The sequence below is a fragment of the Thermococcus sp. 9N3 genome (genome assembly GCF_012027685.1).
In the GTDB taxonomy this organism is placed as follows: Archaea; Methanobacteriota_B; Thermococci; order Thermococcales; family Thermococcaceae; genus Thermococcus; species Thermococcus nautili.
Genome location: NZ_SNUV01000002.1, coordinates 462,305 through 487,359, shown reverse-complemented (window position 1 = coordinate 487,359; position 25,055 = coordinate 462,305). Strand labels below are relative to the sequence as shown.

The 25,055-nt window shown below is 54.4% G+C and carries 29 protein-coding genes and 2 tRNA genes; 16 read left to right on the top strand and 15 right to left on the bottom strand.

Annotated elements, in window-relative coordinates:
• The 3 genes from E3E30_RS09610 to tes all read right to left on the bottom strand — a co-directional run.
• On the bottom strand, nucleotides 1–1,861 hold a 1,861-nt coding region (locus E3E30_RS09610; protein WP_346765915.1), incomplete at its 3' end, for a methyl-accepting chemotaxis protein.
• Between the two features lie 120 nt (nucleotides 1,862–1,981).
• Entirely contained in the window at nucleotides 1,982–2,281 is a 300-nt protein-coding gene (locus E3E30_RS09605; RefSeq protein WP_167729356.1) for a DUF3213 domain-containing protein, read from the bottom strand.
• Between the two features lie 12 nt (nucleotides 2,282–2,293).
• Nucleotides 2,294–4,060: a tetraether lipid synthase Tes gene (gene tes, locus E3E30_RS09600; RefSeq protein WP_042691600.1), complete on the bottom strand. Its 1,767-nt coding sequence runs from the start codon at nucleotides 4,058–4,060 to the stop codon at nucleotides 2,294–2,296.
• 146 nt (nucleotides 4,061–4,206) lie between these two features.
• Here tes and E3E30_RS09595 point away from each other — a divergent pair, with 146 nt between their 5' ends.
• The 5 genes from E3E30_RS09595 (at nucleotide 4,207) to E3E30_RS09575 (ending at nucleotide 9,801) form a co-directional block, all read left to right on the top strand.
• Nucleotides 4,207–4,557, top strand: coding sequence for a hypothetical protein (locus E3E30_RS09595; protein ID WP_042691597.1), 351 nt, complete (start codon nucleotides 4,207–4,209; stop codon nucleotides 4,555–4,557).
• Nucleotides 4,558–4,562: 5 nt separating this feature from the next.
• Nucleotides 4,563–5,150 carry a type-4 uracil-DNA glycosylase gene (gene udg, locus E3E30_RS09590; protein WP_167729420.1) on the top strand — a complete coding sequence of 196 codons (588 nt, stop codon included), beginning with the start codon at nucleotides 4,563–4,565 and terminating at the stop codon, nucleotides 5,148–5,150.
• 289 nt (nucleotides 5,151–5,439) lie between these two features.
• Nucleotides 5,440–7,101 (top strand): Na+/H+ antiporter NhaC family protein, encoded by a 1,662-nt coding sequence (locus E3E30_RS09585; RefSeq protein WP_167729355.1) that lies wholly within the window; start codon nucleotides 5,440–5,442, stop codon nucleotides 7,099–7,101.
• Nucleotides 7,102–7,170: 69 nt separating this feature from the next.
• A complete protein-coding gene (locus tag E3E30_RS09580) occupies nucleotides 7,171–8,073 on the top strand; it encodes a pantoate kinase (protein WP_167729354.1) in 903 nt (300 codons plus the stop codon).
• Between the two features lie 48 nt (nucleotides 8,074–8,121).
• Nucleotides 8,122–9,801, top strand: coding sequence for an ATP-dependent DNA ligase (locus tag E3E30_RS09575; RefSeq protein ID WP_167729419.1), 1,680 nt, complete (start codon nucleotides 8,122–8,124; stop codon nucleotides 9,799–9,801).
• Here the strand turns inward: E3E30_RS09575 and E3E30_RS09570 are convergent.
• Complete coding sequence (locus E3E30_RS09570) at nucleotides 9,785–10,567, bottom strand: PrsW family glutamic-type intramembrane protease (RefSeq protein WP_167729353.1); 783 nt, start codon at nucleotides 10,565–10,567, stop codon at nucleotides 9,785–9,787. The two genes, E3E30_RS09575 and E3E30_RS09570, sit on opposite strands and share 17 nt — an antisense overlap.
• A 123-nt stretch (nucleotides 10,568–10,690) precedes the next feature.
• Here E3E30_RS09570 and pyrE point away from each other — a divergent pair, with 123 nt between their 5' ends.
• A complete protein-coding gene (gene pyrE / locus E3E30_RS09565; RefSeq protein ID WP_167729418.1) occupies nucleotides 10,691–11,239 on the top strand; it encodes an orotate phosphoribosyltransferase in 549 nt (182 codons plus the stop codon).
• Here pyrE and E3E30_RS09560 read toward each other — a convergent pair.
• Complete coding sequence (locus E3E30_RS09560; RefSeq protein WP_042691569.1) at nucleotides 11,201–12,028, bottom strand: MinD/ParA family protein; 828 nt, start codon at nucleotides 12,026–12,028, stop codon at nucleotides 11,201–11,203. The two genes, pyrE and E3E30_RS09560, sit on opposite strands and share 39 nt — an antisense overlap.
• A gap of 46 nt (nucleotides 12,029–12,074) precedes the next feature.
• Entirely contained in the window at nucleotides 12,075–12,290 is a 216-nt protein-coding gene (locus E3E30_RS09555; protein WP_042691567.1) for a hypothetical protein, read from the bottom strand.
• A gap of 120 nt (nucleotides 12,291–12,410) precedes the next feature.
• Between E3E30_RS09555 and rlmD the strand changes: the two genes are divergently transcribed.
• Together rlmD and lrpA are read left to right on the top strand one after the other, a co-directional pair.
• Complete coding sequence (rlmD, locus tag E3E30_RS09550) at nucleotides 12,411–13,667, top strand: 23S rRNA (uracil(1939)-C(5))-methyltransferase RlmD (RefSeq protein WP_167729352.1); 1,257 nt, start codon at nucleotides 12,411–12,413, stop codon at nucleotides 13,665–13,667.
• Nucleotides 13,668–13,728: 61 nt separating this feature from the next.
• Nucleotides 13,729–14,154: an HTH-type transcriptional regulator LrpA gene (gene lrpA / locus E3E30_RS09545; RefSeq protein ID WP_042691562.1), complete on the top strand. Its 426-nt coding sequence runs from the start codon at nucleotides 13,729–13,731 to the stop codon at nucleotides 14,152–14,154.
• A gap of 139 nt (nucleotides 14,155–14,293) precedes the next feature.
• On the opposite strand, the gene E3E30_RS09540 is transcribed toward lrpA, so the two are convergent.
• A tRNA-Tyr gene (locus E3E30_RS09540) sits at nucleotides 14,294–14,371 on the bottom strand.
• 78 nt (nucleotides 14,372–14,449) lie between these two features.
• On the opposite strand from E3E30_RS09540, the gene E3E30_RS09535 reads away from it, so the two are divergent.
• The 3 genes from E3E30_RS09535 to E3E30_RS09525 are packed head-to-tail and all read left to right on the top strand — an operon-like array spanning nucleotide 14,450 to nucleotide 15,765.
• On the top strand, nucleotides 14,450–15,019 hold the full coding sequence (locus E3E30_RS09535) for a hypothetical protein (RefSeq protein WP_167729417.1): 570 nt from the start codon (nucleotides 14,450–14,452) through the stop codon (nucleotides 15,017–15,019).
• Nucleotides 15,020–15,054: 35 nt separating this feature from the next.
• Nucleotides 15,055–15,195 (top strand): hypothetical protein, encoded by a 141-nt coding sequence (locus tag E3E30_RS09530; RefSeq protein WP_014122775.1) that lies wholly within the window; start codon nucleotides 15,055–15,057, stop codon nucleotides 15,193–15,195.
• 12 nt (nucleotides 15,196–15,207) lie between these two features.
• Nucleotides 15,208–15,765 (top strand): aldolase, encoded by a 558-nt coding sequence (locus E3E30_RS09525; protein ID WP_167729351.1) that lies wholly within the window; start codon nucleotides 15,208–15,210, stop codon nucleotides 15,763–15,765.
• 17 nt (nucleotides 15,766–15,782) lie between these two features.
• Here the strand turns inward: E3E30_RS09525 and E3E30_RS09520 are convergent, their stop codons facing one another.
• Together E3E30_RS09520 and cobO are read right to left on the bottom strand one after the other, a co-directional pair.
• Nucleotides 15,783–16,034: a UPF0147 family protein gene (locus E3E30_RS09520; RefSeq protein ID WP_014122777.1), complete on the bottom strand. Its 252-nt coding sequence runs from the start codon at nucleotides 16,032–16,034 to the stop codon at nucleotides 15,783–15,785.
• A gap of 103 nt (nucleotides 16,035–16,137) precedes the next feature.
• Nucleotides 16,138–16,665, bottom strand: coding sequence for a cob(I)yrinic acid a,c-diamide adenosyltransferase (gene cobO / locus E3E30_RS09515; protein WP_167729416.1), 528 nt, complete (start codon nucleotides 16,663–16,665; stop codon nucleotides 16,138–16,140).
• Between the two features lie 79 nt (nucleotides 16,666–16,744).
• On the opposite strand from cobO, the gene E3E30_RS09510 reads away from it, so the two are divergent.
• On the top strand, nucleotides 16,745–17,575 hold the full coding sequence (locus tag E3E30_RS09510; protein WP_042691546.1) for a DUF835 domain-containing protein: 831 nt from the start codon (nucleotides 16,745–16,747) through the stop codon (nucleotides 17,573–17,575).
• A 504-nt stretch (nucleotides 17,576–18,079) separates the two neighbouring features.
• Here E3E30_RS09510 and E3E30_RS09505 read toward each other — a convergent pair.
• Nucleotides 18,080–18,157 (bottom strand) — tRNA-Gly (locus tag E3E30_RS09505).
• Between the two features lie 13 nt (nucleotides 18,158–18,170).
• Entirely contained in the window at nucleotides 18,171–18,803 is a 633-nt protein-coding gene (locus E3E30_RS09500) for a class I SAM-dependent methyltransferase (protein WP_167729350.1), read from the bottom strand.
• Between the two features lie 56 nt (nucleotides 18,804–18,859).
• On the opposite strand from E3E30_RS09500, the gene E3E30_RS09495 reads away from it, so the two are divergent.
• Both E3E30_RS09495 and E3E30_RS09490 read left to right on the top strand, forming a co-directional pair.
• On the top strand, nucleotides 18,860–19,498 hold the full coding sequence (locus E3E30_RS09495) for a hypothetical protein (protein WP_167729349.1): 639 nt from the start codon (nucleotides 18,860–18,862) through the stop codon (nucleotides 19,496–19,498).
• Nucleotides 19,499–19,533: 35 nt separating this feature from the next.
• Nucleotides 19,534–19,824, top strand: a complete 291-nt coding sequence (locus tag E3E30_RS09490) for a hypothetical protein (protein ID WP_167729348.1) — start codon at nucleotides 19,534–19,536, stop codon at nucleotides 19,822–19,824.
• Here the strand turns inward: E3E30_RS09490 and E3E30_RS09485 are convergent.
• Together E3E30_RS09485 and E3E30_RS09480 are read right to left on the bottom strand one after the other, a co-directional pair.
• Nucleotides 19,786–21,198 (bottom strand): DUF2079 domain-containing protein, encoded by a 1,413-nt coding sequence (locus tag E3E30_RS09485; protein WP_167729347.1) that lies wholly within the window; start codon nucleotides 21,196–21,198, stop codon nucleotides 19,786–19,788. The two genes, E3E30_RS09490 and E3E30_RS09485, sit on opposite strands and share 39 nt — an antisense overlap.
• A 28-nt stretch (nucleotides 21,199–21,226) precedes the next feature.
• Complete coding sequence (locus E3E30_RS09480) at nucleotides 21,227–21,523, bottom strand: DUF2103 domain-containing protein (RefSeq protein ID WP_042693335.1); 297 nt, start codon at nucleotides 21,521–21,523, stop codon at nucleotides 21,227–21,229.
• Between the two features lie 80 nt (nucleotides 21,524–21,603).
• Between E3E30_RS09480 and E3E30_RS09475 the strand changes: the two genes are divergently transcribed.
• Together E3E30_RS09475 and E3E30_RS09470 are read left to right on the top strand one after the other, a co-directional pair.
• On the top strand, nucleotides 21,604–21,876 hold the full coding sequence (locus tag E3E30_RS09475) for a UPF0175 family protein (protein ID WP_167729346.1): 273 nt from the start codon (nucleotides 21,604–21,606) through the stop codon (nucleotides 21,874–21,876).
• Nucleotides 21,867–22,349 (top strand): DUF3368 domain-containing protein, encoded by a 483-nt coding sequence (locus E3E30_RS09470; RefSeq protein WP_167729345.1) that lies wholly within the window; start codon nucleotides 21,867–21,869, stop codon nucleotides 22,347–22,349. The genes E3E30_RS09475 and E3E30_RS09470 overlap by 10 nt, the downstream gene beginning before the upstream one ends.
• On the opposite strand, the gene arcS is transcribed toward E3E30_RS09470, so the two are convergent.
• Both arcS and E3E30_RS09460 read right to left on the bottom strand, forming a co-directional pair.
• A complete protein-coding gene (arcS, locus tag E3E30_RS09465) occupies nucleotides 22,327–24,033 on the bottom strand; it encodes an archaeosine synthase subunit alpha (protein WP_167729415.1) in 1,707 nt (568 codons plus the stop codon). The two genes, E3E30_RS09470 and arcS, sit on opposite strands and share 23 nt — an antisense overlap.
• Nucleotides 24,034–24,038: 5 nt before the next feature.
• Complete coding sequence (locus E3E30_RS09460) at nucleotides 24,039–24,944, bottom strand: coiled-coil protein (protein WP_042692397.1); 906 nt, start codon at nucleotides 24,942–24,944, stop codon at nucleotides 24,039–24,041.
• Nucleotides 24,945–25,055 lie beyond the last annotated feature (111 nt).

Sequence of the window (25,055 nt, the reverse complement as noted above, 5' to 3'; positions counted from 1 at the left end):
CGAAGCCCCTACCAGCTTCTCCAGCCCTCGCTGCTTCAATAGCCGCGTTGAGGGCGAGTAAGTTAGTCTGCTCAGCAATATTCGTAATCACATCCGTAATCTCCTCAATACTCCTACTCATCTCCGCAACTTTCCTGACCGCGGTCTCTATCTCCTCCATCGTCTGCTGTATGCTCTCTATCTGCCTGGCCGAGACTTCGCTCTTCTCCCTTCCCTCCGTGGCTATGTTAACCACCTCGGTAACTGCGCCTTCGAACTCTTCCATTGCCCTGACGCTTTCGGCGCTGGTTTCTGCTACAAAGCGCATTCCCTCGGTAATCTCGTTGATGTGCTCCTGCTGCCTCTGTGCCTCTATGCTGACCTGCTGGACGGCCTCATTGACCTGGTTGATGGCCTCGGTGACGTCACTAGATATCTGCGCCAGCACGTTGGCCTTCTTTTCAAGCTCGTTCGTGACCTCAACTATCTCCCCGATTAGGCCCTTGAGCTTGTGGGTTGTGTCGCGGAGGTCTTCAAGGATTTCCCTGAGCTCGCCCTTGGCCTCCATGCTGAGGCCGTTGCTCAGGTCGCCTTCAGCCAAACGCTCAAGCTTGGCCGCTATCGTGTTCAGAGTACCAACCAGGTCCTTTCCTACGGCCTCGAAGGCCTTGATGAGCGCACCAATCTCATCGTCCTCAAGGTACCGAATCTGCTTGAGCTTGCTGTTAACCTCACTCAGCCTGCCCTCGGCAAGGGCCTGAGCCACGTCCCGGAGGTGCTCCAGCGGTTTGAGCGTGTCGTTGAGAACCTTGTAGGCGAGGGCTATCATGAGCAATCCAACAACCGCCGCGAGAAGCGAGCCTAGCATTGAGTCTCTAATTGCCTGGTCGAGCGTTGAGGTAATCTGTGCTGTTATCTTATCTGTACTCTGCTTGAGAACACCTTCAATTGAGTTCGTCAGTGGGTCCGTTAGTTCGTGGAGCGGAACAACTGCGAGTACTATCCAGCCGGTGGTCTTCATCCTCTTGTAGCCGGCGACCTTCTGAACTCCTTGGAACTCGTAAACGACCCATCCTTCGTCTTTACCCTCCTTGAGGACGTCCGCTATCGGCTTGAGGGAGTCAACGTCGTTGATGTTCAGCTTCTGAACGAGGCTCTCGTTGGGGTGAACTATAACGGTTCCAGCCTTGTTTATTATCGCTATGTAACCGCTCTGGCCAATCTTTATCTCCTTGGCCTGCTCGATGAGGGTGGATACGAAGACGTCAACGCCTATGACTCCGACGAGCTTGCCGTTAACGTAAACGGGCTCAGAATAGGTGACAATCCACTTCCCAGTTGAGGCGTCCTTGTAGGGCTCGGTCCAGACGGGGCCGTTCTTCGCGACGGCCTCCTGATACCAGGGCCTCTTCCTCGGGTCGTAGCCTTCAGGCAGGGGCTCGTCAGGCCACATGTACATGTTACCATCAGCACTTCCGAAATACACGTAAGCGACGTTCGGGTCGAGGTTTTTAACGGCCCTGAATCGGTTCAGGAGAAAAGCCCTGAACTGGTCGCTGTTTGGAGGATAGTTGCTGTAGGCAACCTCAACGGCCTCTATTGCAACCTTTCCCATCATTCGCATCTTCTCGAAGTAATCATCGAAGAGCTTCGCACCGAGCTTGGCCGCGCCAACAGAAATTGTTCCGGCTTCCTCTTCAATGGGCTTCTGAATGCCCTCTGCCATCATCTTCGGCAACTGGTCGTTTAGCTGTTCGTTCAGAACAGTGTGGACCTGGCCCTTCATCCTCATCGTGTAGTAGCCAACTATCGTCGCCCCAATGAGGAGCGTGACCAAAACAGCTGCTACCATAGTCAGGAGTATCTTTTTGCGGAATTGCACCGCGCCCACCCCCATAATCTCAACTACGCCTGGGGAAGTTACGGCGTTAAAAGTTAAATCGCTTTTGTGTAGGGGGTTGTGTAGGTGATTACGAGTCCAAGAAGGGAGAAGAGAATAAAATCAACTCTTCTCGAGCACGTTGTTCCAGGAGTAGCTGGACTCTATGAGCTCCCCGACGGTCAGCTTTTTCTCGGCCACAACCCTGGCGTTGAGCTCCTTCAGAGTTTCGAGGATTTTCTCTCTGGGCAGAGCTTCCTCGTCGAAGACCACGAAGCCCCTGCCGGTGTAGCTGTTGAGGAAAGCCCTCCAGACCTCAGCCCTCGTCAGGAGCTCGTACTGCTTGGCCGTTGCAAGCTCCCAGTTTCCCCTATCGAACTGGAGCTCGAGCCTGGTGAGCTTCTTATCGGGATTAACGACCATTCGACCACCCCCTCAGTTCCTCAGGCCAAAGTAGTCCTCGATGTCTATGTAGGTCTTCCTGTAAAGCTCGCTGTTCTTCATCTTCTCGACGAACTCTTTGGTTCTCCTGTACTTGTCGCTCCAGTAGTCCCAGTCCGGGTGAAGGGCCTTCCACTCCTCCCAGGTGTAGCTGAACTGGGCCTGCACCTTGTCCCTGTAGAGCTCTGGAATCACGTTGAACGTACAGAACGGCACCACCCTTCCGTCGGGCATGGCATAGTGGATGACACAGCGCTCGACGCGCTCAACGTCGTAGTTGTACTCGTCCATGAAGTGCATCATTCCAATGAAGAGCGCGTTCTCGTGGAACTTGCCGAGGGCGTCGTAGTTGCCGTGCATGAAGGCGTTCTTTATCAGCTCAAGAACCTTGAGTCCCTTCGGGGCGTACTTGTCGTCGTAGAAGCTCTTGAACTTGAGGAATATCTCCGCCCCGAGCTTGAGCTTCTGGAGCTTGCCGAGCTTCTTCCACTTCTCTATCTCCTCCGCCTTCTCCTCTAGGTACTCAACAAAGCCCTCAACGTCAAGGAACCTGCTTATGGGAACGACGCGCTTGTTCTCCCTGTCAAGGAAGACGTAGGTGGCCGCTCCACAGCAGTAGTGGCTCGTCATGTAGTAGCGCGAACCGGAGAACGCCTCGAAGAAGCGAGCAATATGACCGGCTATCGGAATCGGGTACCAGTCGTCCATCGCGATTACGCCGTTGGTCTGCTCCTCTATGCGCTTTATCGCTCCCGGAATCGTTATCCTGAACCTCTGGCGCTCCTTCTTGGGAACCCTTCCGACGAGGGAAATCGGCTGGAAGTTCACGCCCCTGACGATGTCGAGGTGGTTGAGACCGAAGTTGATTATGGCCCCAAGCTCGTGGTCGTTGACGTTCCTAATCGTTGTCGGCACGAGGACTATTCCGGGTCCGCCGGCCTTCCTCACGTTCTCGAAGATGAGCGGAATCTCCCAGTGGTTCTTCCAGTTGGTCTGGGGCGTCATTCCGTCGTAGCTCAGGTAGAGGGTGTTGGTTCCGGCCTCGCGGATTTTCTTCACGAGCTCCGGCTCGAAGGCGAGCTTTATTCCGTCGGTGTTGAGCTGAACGTGGTCGTAGCCTTCTTCCTTCGCGATTTTGATAATCTCAATCAGGTCGTCGCGGAGGGTCGGCTCACCGCCGGTGAACTGGACGGCGTTGGCTCCAACCGGGTACTGCTTCTTGGCGTTGCGGAGCATCATCCTAATCTGCTCGAGCGTCGGCTCGTAAATCGGCTGGCCCTCCTTGGCGTAGAAGAAGCAGTACCAGCAGGAAAGGTTGCAGCGGTTGGTTAAAACGATGTTGAGCAGGTTCGTGTGGGAGCGGTGCCTGGCGCACATTCCACAGTCGAAGGGGCAGTTGACGCCGGTGTTCTCAACGTTGACGCTCTTGAGCTTGAAATCATACTTCCAGCGCTGGAAGCGGTAGTACTGCTCAACGCTCTCGTAGTAGAGGTCGGTTATCATGCCCTCGGGACAGCGCTTGGTTATCCACACCATTCCGTCCTTCTCCCAGACGAGGGCTGGAACGACGCGCCTCGTTTCGGGGCAGAGGGAGTAAGTCCTATGGGGCAGCGGGCCACCATAAACCCTGCTCGCGGTTTTAAGCATCTCCTCAAACTCTTCCTCGCTTATTTCAGGGAACTCAACTATATCCCTGAGCTTTCTGGTGAGCTGTTCAAACTCCTTTTCACCGCTCGGTACCTCACCGATGTTCTCGGCCATCTTTCATCACCGCTACCCCTAATCCAACGGTGAGGTATAAAAGCTTTTGCGTAAATATGAAGATTTTCCTGCATAGGTATGACCCAACTTTGGGAAGCAGAGGCTAAGGTTAAAAGCTCTTCCGCGGAAGCCAGTCGGGTGGTAGAATGCCGGCTCGCGAGATGAGGATGGAGATGTTTGTCAGGGCTCTGCTGAGAAGGGACTTCAGCAGGGCAAAGGGTCACTTGGAAAAGCTCATCAAGATAGCGGGCAACGACGAGTGGGGCAGGGGCTACTCAAGGGCCGTTGAAGGCATAATGAACGCCTTAAAGGACAACGACACCGATTCGCTGATTGTCCAGTTGATTTCGGGCAACGACAGGGAGAGGGCCGAGGAGTTGCTTGAAAACTACTCGAAGCTCGCTACCCAGGACTTCCGCGACGACTACGAGAGGGGCTTTTACACGGCCTGGAGCGAGTTTCTGAAGGCGTACCTCAGCCAGAAGACCCTCGCGTGATGCCTATGGGAAAGGAAGAGCTCATGAAGAAGCTTGAGGAGAAAATCCGGAACTGCCAGAAGTGCCCCCTCGGCCAGCTCAGGACGAACGCAGTCCCCGGGGCGGGAAGCTACGACGCCAAGGTGATGTTCGTCGGCGAGGCCCCTGGTTACTGGGAAGACCAGAAAGGGCTACCCTTCGTGGGCAGGGCCGGAAAGGTTCTTGACGAGCTTTTGGCGGGGATAGGCCTGAGCAGGGACGAGGTTTACATAACCAACATAGTCAAGTGCCGCCCGCCTGAAAACCGCGACCCGACGGAGGAGGAAATCAGGGCCTGCGCGCCTTACCTTGACAGGCAGATTGACATAATAAGGCCGAGGGTCATAGTTCCACTCGGCAGGCACTCGATGCGCTACATCCTTGAGAAGTTCGGGTTCAAGCCCGAACCGATAAGCAAAATCCACGGAAAGACCTTCGAGGCGAGGACGCTCTTCGGCAGGATAATCATAATGCCGATGTACCATCCCGCCGCGGCCCTGTACAGGCCACCCATCAGGGAGGAGCTTGAGAAGGACTTTGTCAAACTGGCGAAAATACTCGAGGAGCTTGGCTGAGTTTCCCTTCACGTTTCTGCAAATTTTACGGTTCCAAATGTTACGATTTTTGGTTTTATCCATTTTGCACGAGCCGAGCTGGAACGCTTTTGGGAAAGGTTTTTATTGGTTCAATGCTCTATAATATACTCAGGTACACCTATATGCACTTCAGAGCAGTGACATGACCAGAGATGCTCGCGGATTTTTGAGGGCATTCGGAGGAACTCCAAAGATTGACAAAAAAGTTCGGGAAAAGCTTATATATCTCGAAGAAACTTCGGGGTTGAATTTCCGGAGGTGAAAAATCGTGTCGGACTTTGGAGTGCTGTCCCTGCTTCCACCGCTGGTTGCGATTGTTCTGGCCATATGGACAAAGAGGGTTATTCTCGCACTGTTCGCAGGTGTCTGGATTGGCTCCCTGATATTTATGGGATGGAATCCAATAACGGGCACGACGTACACCCTTGAGACTATTGTTGGCAGCGTCACTGACGACTGGAACGCAAGGATTCTAATCTTCGACTTCCTGATTGGAGCCGGTGTTGGTCTGATATACAAATCTGGAGGAGTTCAAGCGCTGGCGAATGCGCTGGCAAAGCGCGTCAAAACGAGTCGTGGTGCATCGGTTCTTGGATGGTTCCTCGGCGTTCTCGTGTTCTTTGACGACTACACCAACACCATCATCGTTGGAAACACCATGAGGCCCATAACCGACAGGACGAGGGTTTCAAGGGAGATGCTGGCTTACATAGACGACTCGACCGCCGCCCCGGTTGCGGGTATAGCGCTCATCTCAACCTGGATAGGCTACGAGCTCTCGCTCATAAAGGACGGTTTTAAGGGCGCCAGCGTGGATTACAACGCCTACAGTGCCTGGCTTTCAAGCGTTCCCTTCAGGTTCTACTCGATACTCGCAATACTCCTCGTCCTAATAGTTGCCTACACCCACAGGCACTACGGCGCAATGCTCAAAGCGGAATACCGCGCGAGGACGACCGGAAAGGTTCTCCGCGACGGTGCAAAGCCCCTCATGACGACAGAAACAGACCTCGGCCAGCCGAAGCCCAACGGAAGCGTTTGGGACTTCATCATCCCCATTCTCAGCCTCGTCGTGGTCTCGATACTCGGTCTCTGGTACACAGGTGCCGCGAACCTTGAGGCGTACTCCCAGGACCTCGGCTGGTGGAGCGAGCTTGAGCATCCCTTCAGCGTCAACTTCCTCAAGTACAGCTTCGTTGAGTCCTTCCGCGAGGCGGATGCAGCAACTGCCCTGCTCTGGGGAAGCTTCACCATGGTTGTCGTTGCCAGCGTAATGCTCCTCGGCAGGAAGAAGATGACCGTTGAGGAGTGGGAGGACACGATAATCAGGGGAATGAAGCAGATGCTCTTCGCCAACACAATCCTCGTTCTCGCCTGGAGCCTCGGAACGATAACCAACGGCGACCACCTCGGAACCGGCAAGTACATAATAGACGTCGCCACCAGCTCCGGGGCAAACCTCGGCCCCTGGATGCCCCTGATAATGTTCCTCTCAGCGATGTTCGTTTCGTTTACAACTGGAACCAGCTGGGGAACCTTCACAATCATGGTGCCCCTCGGCGTCCAGCTCAGCCTGGCCTTCAGCGGAAGCGTCAATGAGATAGTCTTCGCCACGATAGGCGCAACCTTCGCGGGTTCAATCTTCGGAGACCACTGCTCCCCGATAAGCGACACAACGATTATGAGCTCTATGTTCAGCGGTTCAGACCACATAGACCACGTTACAACCCAGATACCCTACGCCGTGACGGCGGCCTCTGTCGGCGCAATTCTGTATATCCTCTTCGGTCTTGGAGTGAGGAGCTGGGCGATACTCCTTCCGCTTGGAGTCCTGTTGCTCGTCGGCGCTTGGTACTTCCTGAGCGAGTGGTACGGCAAGAAGTACGGCATACCCCACGGCAAGGTGCCGATATACGTGGTCGAGGAGTGACCCTTTTCTTTCTTTGCCCTCTCTAAACCCTTTTAAAAGCCCGGCTCAACTCCTTCTGGAGGTGTCGTGATGCTCATCAGGGCGTTCGTTCCAGCCCACATAACGGCATTCTTCGTGCCGGTCTTCCACGATGACCCGCTCAAAGCCGGCTCCCTCGGGACCGGAATCAACCTAAACAAGGGAACAAACGTCTTCGTAAGCGTAGAGACCGGAACGCTGGAGAGGCATATCCACATCGCCTTCAACGGAGAGCCAGTGAAGAGAGAAGAAGCCGTAATCAGCTACTCAGTCGCCGAGAGGCTCGTTCCTTCCGATTTCCTCGGCGAGGTTGAAATCTGGCAGTACTTCGACTTTCCCAACGGCCACGGCTTCGGCAACAGCGCGGGGGGCGCTCTCGGCACGGCTTTAGCGCTGAGCTACGCCTTCGGGGGGACGTGGCTCAGGGCATCTCAGATAGCGCACGAGGCCGAGGTGACCCACAGGGGAGGCCTCGGCGATGTCATAGCCCAGCTCGCAGGGGGGATTGAAGTCCGCGTTAGAGCCGGCGGGCCCGGAGTTGGCGTTGTTGACAACCTCTTCTTCGAGGACTACCGCGTTCTGGTCGTTCCCCTCGGAAAGCTCTCGACGAAAGAGGTTCTTGACGGCGACGTCGTGAAGGCGATAGAAGTCGAGGGGAGGAAGGCTCTGGAGGAACTCCTGAAGGAGCCAACGCCCGAGAGGCTAATGGTCCTCGCAAGGGCCTTCGCAGAGAGGACGGGCCTGCTCACAGGCGAGCTCCTTGAGCTGGCGAAGGAACTCGACAGGGTTCTGAAGAATCCGAGCTCTATGATAATGCTCGGGAAGGGCCTCTTCACGCTCGTTCGGGAGAAGGAGCTTGAAAACGCGAAGGCACTCCTTGCCGACCTTGATGTTCCGTACGACGTTGCAGAAATCCATGAGGGGAAGCCGAAGGTCGGGAGGTGGGTGGGCTAACCTTTTATCCCCCTCGCCGTATTGGTTTCGGTGGTGAGAGTGGGCGACATGAGGTACTCCGAGCTGGCCGAACTTTACAGAAGGCTTGAGAAGACCACGCTCAAAACGCTCAAGACCAAGTTCGTCGCGGACTTCCTCAAGAAAACTCCCGACGATTTGCTCGAGATAGTTCCCTACCTGATTCTCGGCAAGGTCTTTCCGGACTGGGACGAGCGCGAGCTCGGCGTCGGGGAAAAGTTGCTCATAAGGGCCGTTTCGATGGCGACTGGGGTTCCAGAGAGGGAAATCGAGAACTCGATTAAGGACACGGGCGATTTGGGCGAGAGCGTGGCCTTGGCCCTAAAGAAGAGGAAGCAGAAGAGCTTCTTCAGCCAGCCCCTCACGATAAAGCGCGTCTACAGCACCTTCGTTAAGGTTGCCGAGGCGAGCGGAGAGGGGAGCCAAGACAGGAAGATGAAGTACTTAGCAAACCTCTTCATGGATGCTCAACCCGAGGAGGGCAAGTACATAGCCAGAACCGTCCTCGGGACGATGAGGACGGGCGTCGCCGAGGGAATCCTGCGCGATGCCATAGCGGAGGCCTTCAAGGTGAAGCCAGAGCTCGTCGAGAGGGCATACATGCTCACGAGCGACTTCGGATACGTGGCGAAGGTCGCCAAGCTCGAGGGGAACGAGGGGCTCTCGAAGGTCAGCATACAGATTGGGAAGCCGATAAGGCCGATGCTAGCTCAAAACGCCGCCAACGTCAAGGAAGCCCTGATAGAGATGGGCGGTGAGGCGGCCTTCGAGATTAAGTACGACGGCGCGCGCGTTCAGGTCCACCGCGACGGGGATAAAGTGGTAATTTACTCGAGGAGGCTTGAGAACGTCACCCGCTCGATTCCTGAGATAGTTGAGGCAGTGAAGGCCTCGCTGAAGCCCTCTAAGGCCATAGTCGAGGGCGAGCTGGTTGCAGTTGGCGAGAACGGTCGCCCGAGGCCCTTCCAGTACGTCCTGAGGCGCTTTAGGAGGAAGTACAACATCGAGGAGATGATTGAGAAGATTCCGCTCGAGCTCAACCTCTTCGACATCCTCTACGTTGAAGGGGAGAGCCTCATCGACACGAAGTTCGCCGAGAGGAGGAGGAAGCTTGAGGAGAGCGTTGAGGAGAGCGATAAGATAAAGCTCGCCGAACAGCTCGTTACGAAGAAGGTCGAAGAGGCCGAGGAGTTCTACAAGAGGGCCCTTGAGCTCGGTCACGAGGGTCTGATGGCGAAGAGGCTGGACTCCATCTACGAGCCCGGAAACCGCGGTAAGAAGTGGCTGAAGATTAAGCCCACGATGGAGAACCTTGACCTCGTCATTATCGGAGCCGAATGGGGCGAGGGGAGGCGCGCGCACCTGCTCGGCTCGTTCCTCGTTGCGGCCTACGACCCCGAGAGCGGTGAGTTCGTCCCGGTGGGCAAGGTCGGGAGCGGTTTCACTGATGAAGATTTGGTCGAGTTCACCAAGATGCTCAAGCCCCTGATTGTCCGTGAAGAGGGCAAGTTTGTCGAGATTGAGCCCAAGGTCGTCATCGAAGTAACGTATCAGGAGATACAGAAGAGCCCCAAGTATAAGAGCGGTTTCGCGCTTCGCTTCCCGCGCTACGTGGCGCTGAGGGAAGATAAAAGCCCGGAGGAGGCCGACACCATAGAGAGGGTCGCCCAGCTCTACGAGCTCCAGGAGAGGTTCAAGGCGAAGAGGTGAGTTCCCAAGAGTTCTCCTCTTCGTTATTTTCCACCCTCTCACCGTTCTCCATCGGCGTTTCTTCCGAGTACTCCTCGGCGTCGCTTTCATTCCTCCGGGCGACGGCTTTCCTCGCGTAGCTCACCGCGAATTCGAAGGCACCGTCAACCGAGTTGTGGAGGTACACGAGAACAACAACGCTTACGAGGGAAACGACGCCTGCGAGGGCTCCGCTGGTGTACAACAGCAGGAGGGGTGCATCATAGAGGCTGTGAATCAGGGCCGCCTTGAGGTAGCCCCACGCGAGGGACCCTTTGAGGGCCTCTTCCAGTGCTATCGCGGTCCAGGCAACGTGGAACATGATGACTATCGTCCTGAAGAGGGCGCCGATTATGTTCCCCATGGAGACGAGGAGTATGAAGTACATGACCGCCTCTATGAAGCCGAAGGCCAGTGCCGTTTTTATGGTGAGGTGCCACCGGGTCAGTACGCTCTCGTCCTTTCTGGCGATGAAGGGGATTAGCTTAGCGCCTTCCTCGATGGGACCCACCACGAGGGCGAGGATTAGGAGGGCCGTGGGAGTACCCCAGAACGGGTATAAGGCGAGCGCCTCGAGGGTCAGGGCAACCAGAAACGCCAAGATTCCCCAGCCCATAGCCGAGCGGAGTGGTAGGGGGAATATCGCCCTGTCCGTCTCCGCGAGCCAGGACAGCGTTTTGAGAAACACGCTAACCCCAACCGCGAGCGCGATGAGTACGTAGCCCACGACGAGCAGTACCCCGAGCATTCAACCACCGACTAACTTTTGACAGTGGTAACTTAAAGTTTTCGGTTGATTAGTTTATGTCAACTTGACCCCTACTTCCATCACGTTTTTAAGAGACCCTGCCAAAACCCACCGGTGGTTTCAATGGGAAAGAAAGACGAGCTCATCGAGGCCTTCTTCAGGGAGGGGGCAATACTCTTCGGTCACTTCGTCCTGACGTCTGGAAAGGAGAGCGACTACTACATCAACGTCAAGAAGCTCATCACAAACCCCAAAGTTTTGAAGCTCATCGCCGAGCTAATGAAGGAGAAGGCTGAGGAACTTGGAGTCGAGTTTGACCGCGTTGCAGGCCCGGAGCTCGGCGCGGTTCCCATAGCAACGGCCCTCTCGCTCGAAACTGGAAAGCCCCTCGTAATCGTCAGGAAGAAGCCGAAGAGACACGGCACGGGGAGCCAGATTGAGGGCGAAGTGAGGCCGGGGGATAAGGTTCTCCTTGTGGAAGATGTGACAACCACCGGGGGAAGCGTCCTCCGCTCGGCGAAGGTTCTTGAGAATCAGGGGGCAAAGGTATCCGCTATCCTCGTCGTAGTGGACCGGGAAGAAGGCGCCCGCGAGAACCTCGGAGACTACCTCTTTGCACCCCTCGTCACGGTCTCAGAGCTTTTCGCCAGAAGGGACTCCATGAAGGACTGACAGAAAGGCCTCCTTTATCCTCTCCCAGAGGCTCTTCTTTTCCCTTCTCCCAAAGACCCACTCGCTCAGAACCCTTCCCGCGGTTGTTATATCCTTTGACGCCCTCGCGTGCGGGGAGAAGGCTATGACCGGAATCCCCTCGTTCTGGCTCGCCGGAACCGCGGGGTCATGGGCAACGATTCCAACGACGGGAATGTTGAAGCTCCCCTCAAGGAAGTTCACTATGCCATCTATTACCGGCTCGGCCTCGCGAACCTTGTTTATCAGCACACCGACCTTGAGGCCGTAGGCCTCACCGAGGGCCTTGAGCTTCTCGACCTCGTTCTCCACCATCCGGTGGAAGGAGTGAATCGGGCCCCGCTCCACCTCGATTATGATTAGCTGATACTCCGCCAGCCGAAACGTTGAGATTGTGTCGAAGGGAATCCCCACGGGCGAGTCAATCAGCGTAACGTCGTACCTGGTCTGGACGTCCATCACTATCTGCCTGAGCCGCCTCTGGTCTATATCTAGGATATCGTAGAGCTTTGAGCTCCCGGGGAGAACGTCAACGCCCGTTCTTACATCCCGATATATGGACTCCTCGAGTCTTGAGTCCTCCTTCTTCAAGAGCGTGTGAAGGTTCGTTATCGGATTGTATATCCCGAAGTGAAAGGCGAGCTTCGGAAGGTAAAGGTCGCCGTCTATTGCAAGGGTTCTCAGACCTATGCCCGAGAAGTAGGTCGAGAGGTTGGCCGTCATCGTTGTCTTCCCGGCCCCACCTCGCCCAGTAACCACTATCGCAACCATAAAGCATTTCTCCCATTCCCGTTGATTCAAAGAAAATGATTGAAGGTCAAATGTAGTCCTCAAGCGTCTTGGCCTTCACCATGATGGCCGCCTTCTCGCGGCCGTAGAAGACCTCAACGAGGCCCTCGGACTCCAGCTCCCGAACGGTCTTGAGCAGGGCCGGAGCGGGCGTTTCAAGCTCCGCGCTGAGGTTCTGCAGGGCAACGGCCCTCTTCTTGGTTGCCAAAACCTTGTAGACTATATCCTTACGGCGCCCAAACATGAACCCGGCACCGATAGTAATACGCTCTCGAACTAAATAAACCTTCCGTGAACACTTTTGGCGAACGTTCAAAGGCCCATCAATGGGCAGGTTTATAAGCAATCCTGAGCATCGCCGGCCATGAGGGGAGTTATAGAGAGGCTGAGCGACGATGGGCTGGGCGTTCTTCGGGCAGGAAAGCGGGAAATCCTCGTTCCGCACACGGCACCAGGAGACCTCGTGGAAGTCAGGAAGTGGAGGAGAAAAAAGAGGAAGCTCATAGCGACTGAATTTGAGCTAATAGAGCCCTCTGGAATCAGAACCGAACCAAAGTGCCCCTACTTCGGAAGGTGCGGCGGCTGTCTGCTCCAGCACCTGCCCTATGAGGAACAGCTCCGCTTCAAGGCATCAAAACTCTCAAAGTATCTCGGTCTTGACGTCGAGGTTATTCCCTCGCCGAAGATATACGGCCATAGAAACAGAATTGACGTTGTCATTTCGACAACAGGGATGGGGTTCAGGCGCTACGGGACGTGGTGGGAGGCCGTTGACATAGCCGAGTGCCCCGTCTTCGGCGATGCGAGCAGAAGGGTTCTGAAGGCCCTGCGAGAGTTCATCGAGGACGAGAAGCTTTCGCTCTACGACATACGGAAGAACGAGGGCTTTTTGAGGTACATCGTCATCCGCGAGGGGAAATTCACCGGCGAGCTCATGGTGAACCTCGTGACGAAGGAGGGAACCCTTCCGGAGTCCTTCCCTGACTACTTCCCCTTCGCCACATCTCTCTACTGGAGCGTCAACAGGAGCGAGAGCGACGTTTCCTACGGCGACGTCGAGCGCTTCTGGGGCGAGCCATTCATAAGGGAGAAACTCGACGACGTGACTTACCTCATCCACCCCAACAGCTTCTTCCAGACCAACAGCCATCAGGCGGTCAACCTCGTCAGAAAGGTGGCGGAGCTCGCAGAGGGAGAAAAAGTCCTTGACCTCTACTCAGGCGTCGGCACCTTCGGCGTTTACCTCGCCAAGAGGGGCTTTGCCGTCGAGGGGGTCGAGATTAACCCCTTTGCAGTCGAGATGGCCAACAGAAACGCCGAGCTGAACGGGGTAAACGCCCAGTTCAGGGTGGGGAGCGATAGGGACGTGGAGGACCTTTCAAACTACGACACGGTAATAGTTGACCCGCCGAGGGCGGGCCTCCACCCGAAGCTAATCCGGAAAATCTTAAAAGACGAACCGGAGAGGCTAATCTACGTATCGTGCAATCCCAAAACGCTCGCCGAGAACCTCTCGGCTTTGATGGAGAAATACAGGATTGAGAGCGCCGTCGGTCTCGATATGTTCCCGCACACACCCCACGTTGAGGCCGTGATTGAATTGAAGAAGTTCGATACATAAACCAAAAAGACCGATACCTTAATAAGGAATGGGTGCGTAATTAGAACTTAGGTGGTGGATTATGCTGGACGAGAGGGATAAGATTATACTCGACATGCTCACCAAGGACGCGAGGACACCTTTCACGGAGATAGCGAAGGTTCTCGGCATAAGCGAGACGGCAGTTAGGAAGCGCGTCAAGGCGCTTGAGGAGGCAGGAGTGATAAAGCAGTACACCATAGTTGTGGACCCATCGAAGCTCGGCTACAACCTCGTGAGCATCACCGGGATAGACACCAAGCCGGAGAAGATTTTTGAGGTCGCCAGCAAGCTCAAGGAGTTCGACTTCGTGAGGCACGTTTACTTGACGAGCGGTGACCACATGATAATGGCCGAGATTTGGGCCAGGGACGGAGAGGACCTATCGGACATCATCTCGAACAAAATCGGCAGGATTGAGGGCGTCACCAAGGTCTGCCCGGCGATAATCCTCGAGAGAATGAAGTGAACCGAAGGGATTTCTTTTTAACTTTTGGACCGCTAGACGGTTTTAAACGCTCTTTTACATGCTTCTTTCGAGAACAACAGATGAAAACGCTACCAGCAGTTTTTGTTTTTAAGACATCAAGAAGCGCTTAGAATTCTGGTGGTCCCGCGGCCCGGATTTGAACCGGGGACCTGCGGATCTACAGTCCGCCGCCACTCCCAGGCTAGGCTACCGCGGGACCCTACTGCTTGGCCCGAACCATTATCCCCGGGGCAGGTTTATAAATTTTTCCCTCCGAATATCGGCGGTGAGGAAAATGGAAGAGCCGATAACCGTCGCGGTTCCGCTCGCGAAGAGAATGATGAACGTCATGGTCACGGAAAAGCGCCTTCCAAGCGGAGACGAGGTCAGGGAATTCCTGAAGGAGCTCGGCCTTGAAGAGCTCTATATGGGCAAGGGCCTCGCACTGCTCAGGAGCAGGGACGTCGTAGTGCTACTCTTTCCGAGAGAGAGCCTGGTCGTTGATGTAATCCCCGCGAGCGGAGAGGTGAGCGACGCGCTCGAGGTAATAGCGTACCACGACAGAAAGCTCAACTCTCTTATCCTTGAGATACTGCCCGCGAACGATTTGGAGTACGAGGGCAACATCGGCCTCGAGCCCGTAATAGTGAACCTCGAAACCGGCGAACTCGAAAGCACCCCCGTTCTGGGCGACTTCGAGGCGGAAAAGGACGGGGTTTATCTCGTCATAGACAGCGAAACCTTCGAGCGCTGGAAAGAGGCCGGAAACCTCGACACGTGCCCCCTCTGCGGCGGTGAGCTCGCGTGGCGCGGTAAGAAGGCCCTCTGTCTGGACTGCGGCTACGGTGTTAAAGTCAAAGATTAAGTACCCTTGCCAACATAAGAACAAACGGTGGGAGCATGATAGTCAAGTTCGAAGTATATTTCGACGGCGAGTACTGGTGCGCCAAGGGCATAGACGATGATATCTTCACCCAAGGAAAGACCCTCGACGAGCTCATGGAGAACATTAGGGAGGCCGTTGAGGTACACTTTTCTTGAGAGGTGATTCTCATGACCCGAATAGCAAAACGCCAGCTCGTTCTCTACTCAAGGAAGGCCCACGAGCGCGGTTTAACTGCAGCATTCGGCGGGAACCTGAGCGTCCGCGTCGGGAATTTGGTGTTCATCAAGGCGACCGGAGCCGTTATGGATGAGATGACGGAGGAGCAGGTGGCCGTGATAGACCTCAGCGGGAACCAGCTCTCTGGCGTTAGGCCCTCCTCCGAGTACAGGCTTCACCTGGCCGTTTACAGAGCGAGGCCGGACGTTAAGGCAATAGCCCACCTCCACCCGCCTTACTCGATAGTCGCCTCGACCCTCCTCGAAGGCGAACTGCCGATAATAACGCCCGAGGCCGAGCTCTACCTTGGGAAAATTCCAATAGCGCCGTTCAGACCGGCGGGAACCGAGGAGCTCGCGGAAGTCACGGCAGAAGCTTTGAAGGGTGCGGACGCGGTTCTGATGGCGAAGCACGGAATCGTGACCGTCGGAAAAAGCCTGAGAGAAGCTTTTTACAAGGCGGAGCTGGTTGAGGAGAGCGCCAAGCTGTGGTACATGAGCAGGAAATGAGCGGAAAAATCAAAGGCTCACTTAACCTGCTCGAGGGCACCGAGAACCTCCCATATGATGGTCCTCGTGTGCATGGGCATGTTCGGGTCCTCGCTAATCTCCTCGAGAATGGCTATTGCATCGGCCGCCCTAACCGCGGGCTCCTTGCTCTCGTCGAGGAGAACCTCTATGGCCTGCTCGGCGGCGCGCCTTATGTTCCTGGGAACAACGGTGTCCTGGACGACCTGCTCCTTGAGAACCTGCACAATCTGCTGAATCAGCTCGCTCATTCTATCACCCCCTTTCGATTATCCTAAAAAATTGTTACTAAAATCTCCCCGGCTTATCTTAAGCTTTCCTAACTAAAAAGCTTTTCGGTTCTTGAAGTGGACTTCAGTATTCAACGCCCCTCCTCGCGAGGATTCCCTTCTGGTACGGGTGCTTTACCTCCCTCATCTCCGTGACGTAGTCGGCCAGCTCAAAGAGTTCCTCCGGACAGTAGCGACCAGTTAAAACGAGCTCGGTTTTCGGGGCTTTGCTCTTTATGAGCTCCTTGACCTCCTCAACGTTCAGCATGTTGAAACCGAGGGCAACGCAGATTTCGTCGAGTATCACCAAATCCCACTCCCCGCTTGAAACGAGCTCCTTTGCCCTTGCGAGGGCCCTCTTAACGGCCTCTATATCCTCAGGCTCCGGCTTCCCGTGAACGAACTTCGGCAGGCCGAAGGACTCTATCAGTGCACCGCACTCCTCAATCTTTTTCTGCTCGCCGTAAACCTTCGGGGCCTTCATGAACTGGACTATCGCGACCTTTCCGCCGGAGCCGAGCATTCTAACGGCAAGACCGAACGCGGCCGTCGTCTTGCCCTTCCCGTTTCCGGTGTAGATGTGAACCAAACCAAGCTTCTCCTTCCATGACATTGGAACCACCATGGATAAATCCTCCAACCCTTTAAAAACCCCACGAAACCGTTAAAAACCTGAGCATCAATGTACATACATGCCTCACGTACTTTCGATGGGTTATTTCCTTAGGGATTTGACCGTGCTCCTACTATCGCTCGCTATAGTCATCATGCTGCTCACGATTGAAAAAAGCGTTAAGAGGAATCTCCGGGTTAGCTACTTCACCAGGGTTTTTAATCTGCTCATCGGAGCGTTTCTTCTCGTCGTTGTGGCGGAGCTTATAGGAGTTCTTCTCCGCACTTCAGTCTTGTATGGCAATGAAACGTACGCAATCATACGGTCAATTCTCCTGACAATCGGCGCCCTTTTGCTATTCCTTTCCTCAGTAATGCTTTACTTGCCCTTTGCTAGGGGGCAATACGTCATCGTCCCCATAGCAACAGAGCCAAGTCAAGAAATAGCGTACGGTGCGTATTGGGGGAGGAGTGAAGCAACCGAAAGGCTATTCGTTGAGCTAACAAAGCACAGGCACCTTCCGGGAATTGCCGTCACAAGAGACCCCCCAGAGGTCTTCAGGTCAAGACTAGGGCTCAAAATCGTCCCGGTTCTCTGGGTCTCGAAGGTTAGGCACGACGAGGCCGTAGACCCCACCAGACTTCCATACCTACTTGAGAATCTCAAAGCGTTCCTTGAATCCACCAATCTAGACAAGGTCATTCTTATAGACTGCGTTGAGTACCTTCTGCTTGAAAACAAACCCGAAAGCGTTTTGAAGTTCATAGCCAGCCTGAGGGACCTTGCGACTCTCAACAGGGGAATCCTGCTAGTCTCAATAGAGCGGGAAGCCCTCGACGAGAAGACCTTTAACATGCTGGTCTCAGAACTAAAGCCAGTTGAGGAACTCGAGAAGATGCTCAGTAAGTGAGGAGTGAAGCTCCACCAAAAGCTTGTAGCCCTTGCCCAAGGCTCGAATGGAGCCAGATTTTATTCACCTCCATTGACGCCCTTCGGGCGTCGATTTAAAGGTAAACCTATTACCCCACAAAGCAACATTAAACGGTTCTCACACTCAAAGGGCCCACCAATAAGGGAAATCCCTCAAAAGTTAACTCCAAAGAAGGAACTACAAACCTTGGTCAAACTTCGCGCAGGCGAACAAACTTTGCAAAGCAAAGTTTGACCAAAGAGTACCCTTTCTCATCAAAGAGCAAAAAACCAGTCGTGCACTGCTTAAGTACAACCGACACATGGGTTTAACTTTTAAATTAGTCCTTCAAGCAGTTTCACATTTTTATCGACGCCCAAAGGGCGCCTTTAGAGAGTGAAACACTCATAAAGGAGCAAGTAAATAAAAACCCATTTCAAAACCAACTAATTCTCAGAAAAGCACTCAATCTTCCGCCAGCGCTTTCGTCAGAAAGGGCTGTAATGGTGCGGTGGCCGGGATTTGAACCCGGGTTACCGGCTTGGGAGGCCGGTGTCCTGGACCAGGCTAGACTACCACCGCACGCCCGTTATTCTTAAGGGGAGGGAGCTTTAAAAGTTTTACTCTCAGCGGGCTTCCGCGCAACGATTAAACGGACGATTCCGCGGTAATAGCGCTCCTCGCGCTCGATTTCAAAGTGCTTCGAGACCAGTTTATGCGTCTCCCTGAGCGGGTCGTCATCGAGGAGCAGCCTCAACGGCAACCTCAGAGGAAGGAGAAACAGGTAGTTGAGCAGAACCGAGTCGCTCTTCGTGTGTTCGAGGAAAACCGCCCTTCCACCTGGCTTCAGAACGCGGAGGATTTCTCTCATCCCCATCTCGGGGTTCGGAACGGTGCAGAAGACGAAGGAGCTCAGAACGGTGTCAAAACTGTTATCCGGGAAAGGAAGTTTCTCAACGTCGGCAACCTCGAAACAGGCGTTCAGGTTAAGCCTTCTGGCCTTTTCCCGGGCGATTTCAATGGCCTCGGGAACGGCATCGACGGCGCAGAGCTCAACGTCCTTCGGGTAATGGCGCAACGTTTTCCCGACGCCAACACCGACCTCAAGGGTCTTTCCCCTGACAAATGAAACCGCCCTCTCGCGCAGGGGGCAGAAGAACCTGTCAAGGGGTTTCTCGAGGGCCTCATAGTGCCGGGCAATGCGCGAGTACTTCTCCCTGAACGACATGGCCTAACTTGGGAAGAGCTTTTAAAAAGTTGAACCCAAAGCCGGGCGGTGAGAGCATGCCGTACCTCGTCATAGAGCACCTCGAGGAGATAAGCGACTGGCTGTGGCTGGAGTACAAGCACGTGAGCGAGTGGTGGAAGGATAAGCTGATTTTCACCAACGTCCTGCCTGAGGAAAGGGAAAAACTCGCGAAGCTCGGGAGCGTCATAGATGAAAGTGTCACGAAGTTCCCCTTTGACCGCTCAAAAATCATAGTCCTCGACCTTCAGGCGGAGGAAGAGCTGAAGCCGGAGGACATCGAGGAGGACACGATAATAGTCGTCGGAGGAATCCTCGGCGATGCCATTCCGAGGGGAAGAACCAAGGAGTTCATAACGTCGAAGATGGAAGGCGTTAAGGTCAGGCACATCGGAAAGCCCCAATTCTCGATTGACGGGGCAAGCATAGTGGCCAGGCTAATCGCGGACGGTAAGAGGCTGGAGGAGATTGAGTACGAGGAGAACCCGACGATAAGGCTCGACGAGTTCAGCGAGATAACGCTCCACTACGCGGTTCCGAAGCTGGACGGGAGGCTTTTGCTCACGCCGGGCCTCATTGAGCTCCAGAAGAGGGAACTCGGCTACACCGAAGTGGACGAGGAAATAAGCGACGAGGAGCTAATTGAGTTCTTTGAGGGAAAGCGGGAACTGGGGTGAAGCAACAGAATCGCAAGACGAATAGGTGTGAGGACATGCTGAAGCTCTACCACGTGATTCCAGAGGAAGTTCTCAAAATACTCGCAAGGCATAACTTCCGGTTAGTCGGTCCCTGGAGGGAGTATTACCTACTCAGGGGAAACGCGCTTCTCATAAGGGAACTTCCCCTGAAGGTGACGTTTAGGGGCAGAGAAAGAAGTGTCTTGAAAGAGCTTCAACCCTATGTCTCAAGGGTCATTGGTGGAAAGGACAGGGTCTCAATGAAGCTGAAGGATGGCAGGCACTGGTTAGTTCTTGAGTTCTTTGAGGGGAAGCGGGAGCTTTAAACCCGACCTTGCGTACAGTTCAATTCCATTTTTTGAATAAACGAGAACGTAGTTATTCCTCACCATCTCCCTAAGTCTCTTCAGGTAGAGCCTCCCGTGATACGTCCTCACGTCCACGAACACCAAATCCGGCTTAATCCCTGCTGGATAAACATAGACATTCTCCTTAACCGCCAGGGCTGGATAAAAAGCAGGCTGGGTGTAAATTGAGAGGTTCGTCTTCAGAAGAACGTCTATAACTTCCCAAGCAGTTTTGTATCCGGGGAGCGGCTCAAGAATTGAATAGTAGACAAGAGAGAACGGCTCTTTGGGTGGAGTCTCTGCGATAGGCATAGTAGCCCACGATGTTATAAACCCAAGCACGAGGAGCACTGATAGAATCCTTTTGAGATGCCTGAACTCAAGCTCTTTCAGGACGTAGACTGTGCCCAGGAAGGAAAGCGGGACGAGCATGTAAGGATAATGGAAGCCGAAGGAGTACTGGCTGGCCCTTGAGGCAAGGAGGTTCTCAAGCCAAGGAAGGGTAAGGAGGACCCAGTTTCTCGGGAGGAAGAGTGGAAGGAGACCAAAGCTTAGATTAAAGAGTAAGAAGTAGGCAAGCTTTCTGCCGGTTAGATGGACGTGTTTGTAAAGACTACCATAGATGTAGCCCTTCCCGAAGTAGGGGATTATAAGCTTGATGACGATTACGCCGTAGAGCACGGGTATGGCCGCAAAAACAAGAAAGCGGCGGTTTTTCTCCAGTTCCTCGATGGAAAAGCCATCGCGAAAGGCCCACCACAGCGAAAGCGAAGCCACGCCGAGAAACGTGTCTTCCTTCACTGAGAGCAAGATGGCTGAGGTTGCGAAAAACTCACGTTCCCTGCCGTCAACGAGGAGAACTGCCGCGAGAAGGAAGAGCGGAACCGCGAGGGAAACGGGGTGAAACTCAAAGAGGTTGATTCCAATGAGGGAGGAGTTGAAGGCGTAGAGCCCCGTCAGCGCGAGCGCTAGCCTCTCGTTCAGAACCTTCTTGGCGAGGAGGTAAGCGAGAAAAACTGACGTGCCGAGTGCAAGACTCTGAACCACGAGAAAGGTCTTCGCGGATGGGAATAGCTTGAAAAGGGGAATAAGGGCGTACATTATCGGCTGGAAGTGAACACCGAAGTGGCTGGTAACGCCGTGAACCTGCCACTCCACAGTGTTGAACCACGGACGACCGTGGAGGAAGCCCGCGAAGGACTGCGTAAAGATTCCAAGGTCAAAGCTGGTGTAGCGGAAGTATTTGAACTTAAGGAGGCTAAGATGAATCATAACGAGCGAATAGAATAGGGCTATGAGAACCGCAGTAATGTCGTAAGCTGATAACCGGGTTTTAAATTTGAGGTTCACCATCATGAATAGTTAAAAACCGAACTTAAAATTATTTCGCCCACTCATCAGCAAGATGCTTTATCTCTTCGCGAACCCTGGCCCGGTCGGCCTTGTCAACGACGAGAAACACCTCCTGAACGCTCCCGTCGCTCTTGGCGACGAGCTTAAGGCCGGTCTGCGTTTCCCGCGTCACCTTAATCTCAAATCCCCGGGAATCGCTTGCGTAAATCCTGCCCGGGATTACCTTCTTGACGCCGGGAATCGAGGCTATCTCCTCGAGAGGTTTCTCAAGCCCCTTGAGGAAGTGGTGCTCCCTCTTGACGCCTTTGCGGAAGTACTTGGGCATGGGCATAGATTCAACCCGGGACTTTTAGCTCTTGCGCAAGGCTTAAGTTATCCTCGATGTCAAACTACATCGGTGGGAGAATGGAGGACCTGTGGATTGTTAAAGAGTTTGAAAAAGTGGCGGAGTTAATGCCAGAGAAAGCCCTCCGCCTTATAAAGAAGGACCCCGACCTTTTAAAGGAGATAGTAATCTCAGCGTATCTTGATGAAATCATAAGTCTCGGGAAAGCCGCAGAGGTCCTCGGAGTAACGAGAGAGGAGCTTATGGAGGAGTTTAAAAAACGGGGAATCCCCATCAGAACCCCCGACAGAGAAGACGTTCTCTCAGAGGTGGAGGTTATAACGTGTTTGTAGTTGACACAACGGTGTTGTCCAACTTTGCAAAGACGAATTCGATGGACGTTCTCGGAAAAATTCTCAGTGAAACGGCGCTAACAACCCCTCAGGTTGTTGAGGAATTTATGGTGGGAGTTAATAGAGGCAGGTATCCTCCAGTTGAAATCCCCATGCCCATTACGGAGCTAACTCCCGAGGAAGAAAGATTGTACAGACTCCTTCGCGCGAAGCTGGGAAAGGGAGAATCATCTTGCATAGCCGTCGCAAAACACAGGGGGTTAATTTTGCTCAGCGATGACTACGACGCGCGAAAGAAGGCGAGACTGCTCGGGGTCAAAGTATCGGGGACGATAGGCCTTCTCGTGCTTGGAGTCAAGAAAGGCATTTTAACGTTGGAAGAAGGCAATGAATTGCTGGAGAAAATGATTGAAACGGGCTTCTACTCCCCCGTGAAAAGACTTGAAGAAGTTATGCCCGCTTCCTCACCTTGACGGCGACGCCCTTCTTCGCCCTAATCATCTCCTCTCCAGCGAGAACGGCCTTGCCGACGCCGACGACCGTCTCGTCCCTCACGACGCCGACTATGTCGTCAGGACGAATTCTCTCGTCGGCCTCGTTGACGCCGACCGCGAAGACGTCACCGCGCAGGTCGAAGTCAATCTTCACCCAGTAGGCTTTGAGAGAGTCGTAAATCCTCTGCATTCCGAAGGGCGTGACGCTTATGACGCCATCCCTGAAGGTTCCCGTCTGCTGGTTTTCAACGAAGAGGCGGAGCATCTTTGAGCCCTTGACGTGGCCGTTATCGGGAAGGACGGCCTCTCCGGCACCGATGCCAAAGTAGAAGTCGAAGACCTTCCTTATGTTCTCGAAGTAGCGGTAGGTTCTGTCCTCCTTAGTTCCCTCAAGGTGGAACTCCCTCAGAGTCTCGGTGAGAGAGTTCAGGCTTTCCTTGCTCGTCGTTCCGTTCTCAACGCGGGTGAAGATTATCTCCCTGCCCGAGAGCTCGCCCGCGAGCCTCGCTATCTCGACGTAGGCCTCGTCGAGGTGCGCTACTATCGGAACGTCCTTCGGGTACTTCTCGAGGGTCTTCGCGAGTAGCTCTGCCGCAGGTTTGATTTCCTCCTCGCTCCAGTGGCCGGTGACGACTATGTCGTACTTCGCCAGCCACTCCCACTCCCTCGGAACGACACCGAAGGGGGAAGTGAGGATTAGCTCGTGAACCCTGGCCGTTCCGGAGCCTAAAGCTTCCTTCACGGCACGCCTGTAGAGGGTGTGCGAGCGGGAGAAGGAGTAGGGCTTCTTGGCCGAGCAGGGGAATAGAAGAACCAGCTCGGTGTTCCTTGGAGGGGTGAAGCGCTCTACAACTCTGGAGTGCCAGCGCTTAACTTCAGGCCTCCTGATGGAGGCGTCGCTGATGAAGTAGACCGTCTCCTTCTGAATCGGCGTGTACTTCTCGAGGTAATCGGCGTGCTCCAAATCCGCTATGCGGAGAATTCCCGCGTGGTACTGGGTGTAGAACAGGTTCTCCACGAGGTAGCGGAGCCTACCGGTCTCGAGGGCCTTCCTCACGAGGAGGATAGTTTCTCTCGCGAAGTCGAGGGAGTTGGGTTCTTTGCCCCAGAGGAACGGGCTGTACTGGGTGAAGCCCTTGCCCTCAAAGTCGTAGAGCTTGAGCGAGCGCGTGTCGAAGGCATCAACGCCGAGGTAAACGGCGAGCGGATAGAAGAACGGCTCCAAATCCGCTATAATCATGACGTTGGGGAACCTCTCACGGAGGGCGCGGAGGATTTTAACGAAGTAGCGGTACTCCTTGACGAGGATTTTGGAGTTGCCGAGGTAGACGGCATCGAAGTTGTAGCGCTCGATTATCTTGAAGAACTCCTCGAGGTACTCGGTTCTCCTCAGGGCTGGCAAATAGAAGGCGTTGAAGCCGTCATAGTTAACGCTCCACAGCCTCCCAAGGGCCTTTTCAATGACCTCCGCAGGTGTGTAGAAGCCGAGGGGAATTGCCGGGGCAAGGTTGAAGTCGTAGTCGCCGGGCTCGTCAGGGTGGAAGAAGGAGTTGAAGGGGGAGAGCGTGAAGTCTACCCCTGCCAAAGCGGGGGTCCTGAAAGAGTAGTCTCCTAAGCGAACTAACCCCAACCTTCCAGGCCCTTCGTGTTTGATGACTTCCATGGGCATCACACGAGGTTGTAGCGCTGGAGGAGCAGCAGCTCGTCGAGGGTGAGCTTCTCACCGCGCTTGAACTTCTCAAGGGCCTCAACTGCCCTCTCGAAGCTGGCGTCCTTCTTGGCGCGCATTCTCGCGACGAGCCTGTAAGCTATGAGCTCCTTGTGCTTCTCGTCGTACTCGCGAATCTTCCTCTCGATTTCCCTGAGCTCCCTTCTGACTTCCCTGACCTTCTCGCGGAGCTCGACGACCTTGGCGTGGTACTCGTCGGCCTCCTTCTTGACCTCGTCGGCCTTGTTGAAGGCCTGAATCATCTGCTCGTGGTACTGCTGGCTCTGGTTGGCGAGCTTCTGTATCTCGAGGCTTATGGCCTTTCTGGCCTTCTTGAGCTGGTCAACCTTCTTCCTCGTCTCGACGAGCTTCTTGTGGAACCTGTCTGCCTGCTGGATTATCTCAAGCTCGGTCGCGAGAACCTGTATCTGGTCGACTATCTGCTTCTCCCTCTCAGGGGTGATGTTCGGGTTGGTCTGGAGCTCCCACTCGAGCTTCTCTATCCTCTCCTGTATCTTCTCGGGGCTCATCTTAAGCCTTCTGAGCTGGTTGTACTCGTCCCTCTTCGTCCTGTACTCAAGGATTTCCTGGTAGAGGAGGTCGAGCTTGGCGTTGATTTCCTCCCTGTTCTTCTTGAGCTCCTTTATCTTCTGGTTTATCTCGTCCCTCTTCGCCTTGTACTCCCTGCCCTTCTGCCTCAACTGCTGGACTTCCTTGTTCTTCTCATCCCTCTTCTGAATCCAGGTCTGGAGCTCCTTCTCGAGCTCATCAAGTTTGGCCCTTATCTCGTTTCTCTCCTTCTCAAGGGCCTCCAATTCTCTCTTGATTCTCTTAATCTCCTCTGGGTCCACTTTAACCGTTGGCATCTCTCTTACCCCTCTCCCATTTTTAGAACAGCTCTGTTCACTCCAAACATCTGGACTGAAAAATGCAAGACCCAATAAAAACTTTTTGGCCGAAATCGAAAAGGAGTAAAA

Excerpts from the sequence above, each read along its gene's own strand:
- E3E30_RS09605 (WP_167729356.1), bottom strand. The coding sequence starts at position 2,281 with ATGGTCGTTAATCCCGATAAGAAGCTCACCAGGCTCGAGCTCCAGTTC.
- tes (WP_042691600.1), bottom strand. The coding sequence starts at position 4,060 with ATGGCCGAGAACATCGGTGAGGTACCGAGCGGTGAAAAGGAGTTTGAA.
- E3E30_RS09595 (WP_042691597.1), top strand. The coding sequence starts at position 4,207 with ATGCCGGCTCGCGAGATGAGGATGGAGATGTTTGTCAGGGCTCTGCTG.
- udg (WP_167729420.1), top strand. The coding sequence starts at position 4,563 with ATGGGAAAGGAAGAGCTCATGAAGAAGCTTGAGGAGAAAATCCGGAAC.
- E3E30_RS09580 (WP_167729354.1), top strand. The coding sequence starts at position 7,171 with ATGCTCATCAGGGCGTTCGTTCCAGCCCACATAACGGCATTCTTCGTG.
- E3E30_RS09575 (WP_167729419.1), top strand. The coding sequence starts at position 8,122 with ATGAGGTACTCCGAGCTGGCCGAACTTTACAGAAGGCTTGAGAAGACC.
- E3E30_RS09570 (WP_167729353.1), bottom strand. The coding sequence starts at position 10,567 with ATGCTCGGGGTACTGCTCGTCGTGGGCTACGTACTCATCGCGCTCGCG.
- pyrE (WP_167729418.1), top strand. The coding sequence starts at position 10,691 with ATGGGAAAGAAAGACGAGCTCATCGAGGCCTTCTTCAGGGAGGGGGCA.
- E3E30_RS09560 (WP_042691569.1), bottom strand. The coding sequence starts at position 12,028 with ATGGTTGCGATAGTGGTTACTGGGCGAGGTGGGGCCGGGAAGACAACG.
- E3E30_RS09555 (WP_042691567.1), bottom strand. The coding sequence starts at position 12,290 with ATGTTTGGGCGCCGTAAGGATATAGTCTACAAGGTTTTGGCAACCAAG.
- rlmD (WP_167729352.1), top strand. The coding sequence starts at position 12,411 with ATGAGGGGAGTTATAGAGAGGCTGAGCGACGATGGGCTGGGCGTTCTT.
- lrpA (WP_042691562.1), top strand. The coding sequence starts at position 13,729 with ATGCTGGACGAGAGGGATAAGATTATACTCGACATGCTCACCAAGGAC.
- E3E30_RS09535 (WP_167729417.1), top strand. The coding sequence starts at position 14,450 with ATGGAAGAGCCGATAACCGTCGCGGTTCCGCTCGCGAAGAGAATGATG.
- E3E30_RS09530 (WP_014122775.1), top strand. The coding sequence starts at position 15,055 with ATGATAGTCAAGTTCGAAGTATATTTCGACGGCGAGTACTGGTGCGCC.
- E3E30_RS09525 (WP_167729351.1), top strand. The coding sequence starts at position 15,208 with ATGACCCGAATAGCAAAACGCCAGCTCGTTCTCTACTCAAGGAAGGCC.
- E3E30_RS09520 (WP_014122777.1), bottom strand. The coding sequence starts at position 16,034 with ATGAGCGAGCTGATTCAGCAGATTGTGCAGGTTCTCAAGGAGCAGGTC.
- cobO (WP_167729416.1), bottom strand. The coding sequence starts at position 16,665 with ATGTCATGGAAGGAGAAGCTTGGTTTGGTTCACATCTACACCGGAAAC.
- E3E30_RS09510 (WP_042691546.1), top strand. The coding sequence starts at position 16,745 with ATGCCTCACGTACTTTCGATGGGTTATTTCCTTAGGGATTTGACCGTG.
- E3E30_RS09500 (WP_167729350.1), bottom strand. The coding sequence starts at position 18,803 with ATGTCGTTCAGGGAGAAGTACTCGCGCATTGCCCGGCACTATGAGGCC.
- E3E30_RS09495 (WP_167729349.1), top strand. The coding sequence starts at position 18,860 with ATGCCGTACCTCGTCATAGAGCACCTCGAGGAGATAAGCGACTGGCTG.
- E3E30_RS09490 (WP_167729348.1), top strand. The coding sequence starts at position 19,534 with ATGCTGAAGCTCTACCACGTGATTCCAGAGGAAGTTCTCAAAATACTC.
- E3E30_RS09485 (WP_167729347.1), bottom strand. The coding sequence starts at position 21,198 with ATGGTGAACCTCAAATTTAAAACCCGGTTATCAGCTTACGACATTACT.
- E3E30_RS09480 (WP_042693335.1), bottom strand. The coding sequence starts at position 21,523 with ATGCCCAAGTACTTCCGCAAAGGCGTCAAGAGGGAGCACCACTTCCTC.
- E3E30_RS09475 (WP_167729346.1), top strand. The coding sequence starts at position 21,604 with ATGGAGGACCTGTGGATTGTTAAAGAGTTTGAAAAAGTGGCGGAGTTA.
- arcS (WP_167729415.1), bottom strand. The coding sequence starts at position 24,033 with ATGGAAGTCATCAAACACGAAGGGCCTGGAAGGTTGGGGTTAGTTCGC.
- E3E30_RS09460 (WP_042692397.1), bottom strand. The coding sequence starts at position 24,944 with ATGCCAACGGTTAAAGTGGACCCAGAGGAGATTAAGAGAATCAAGAGA.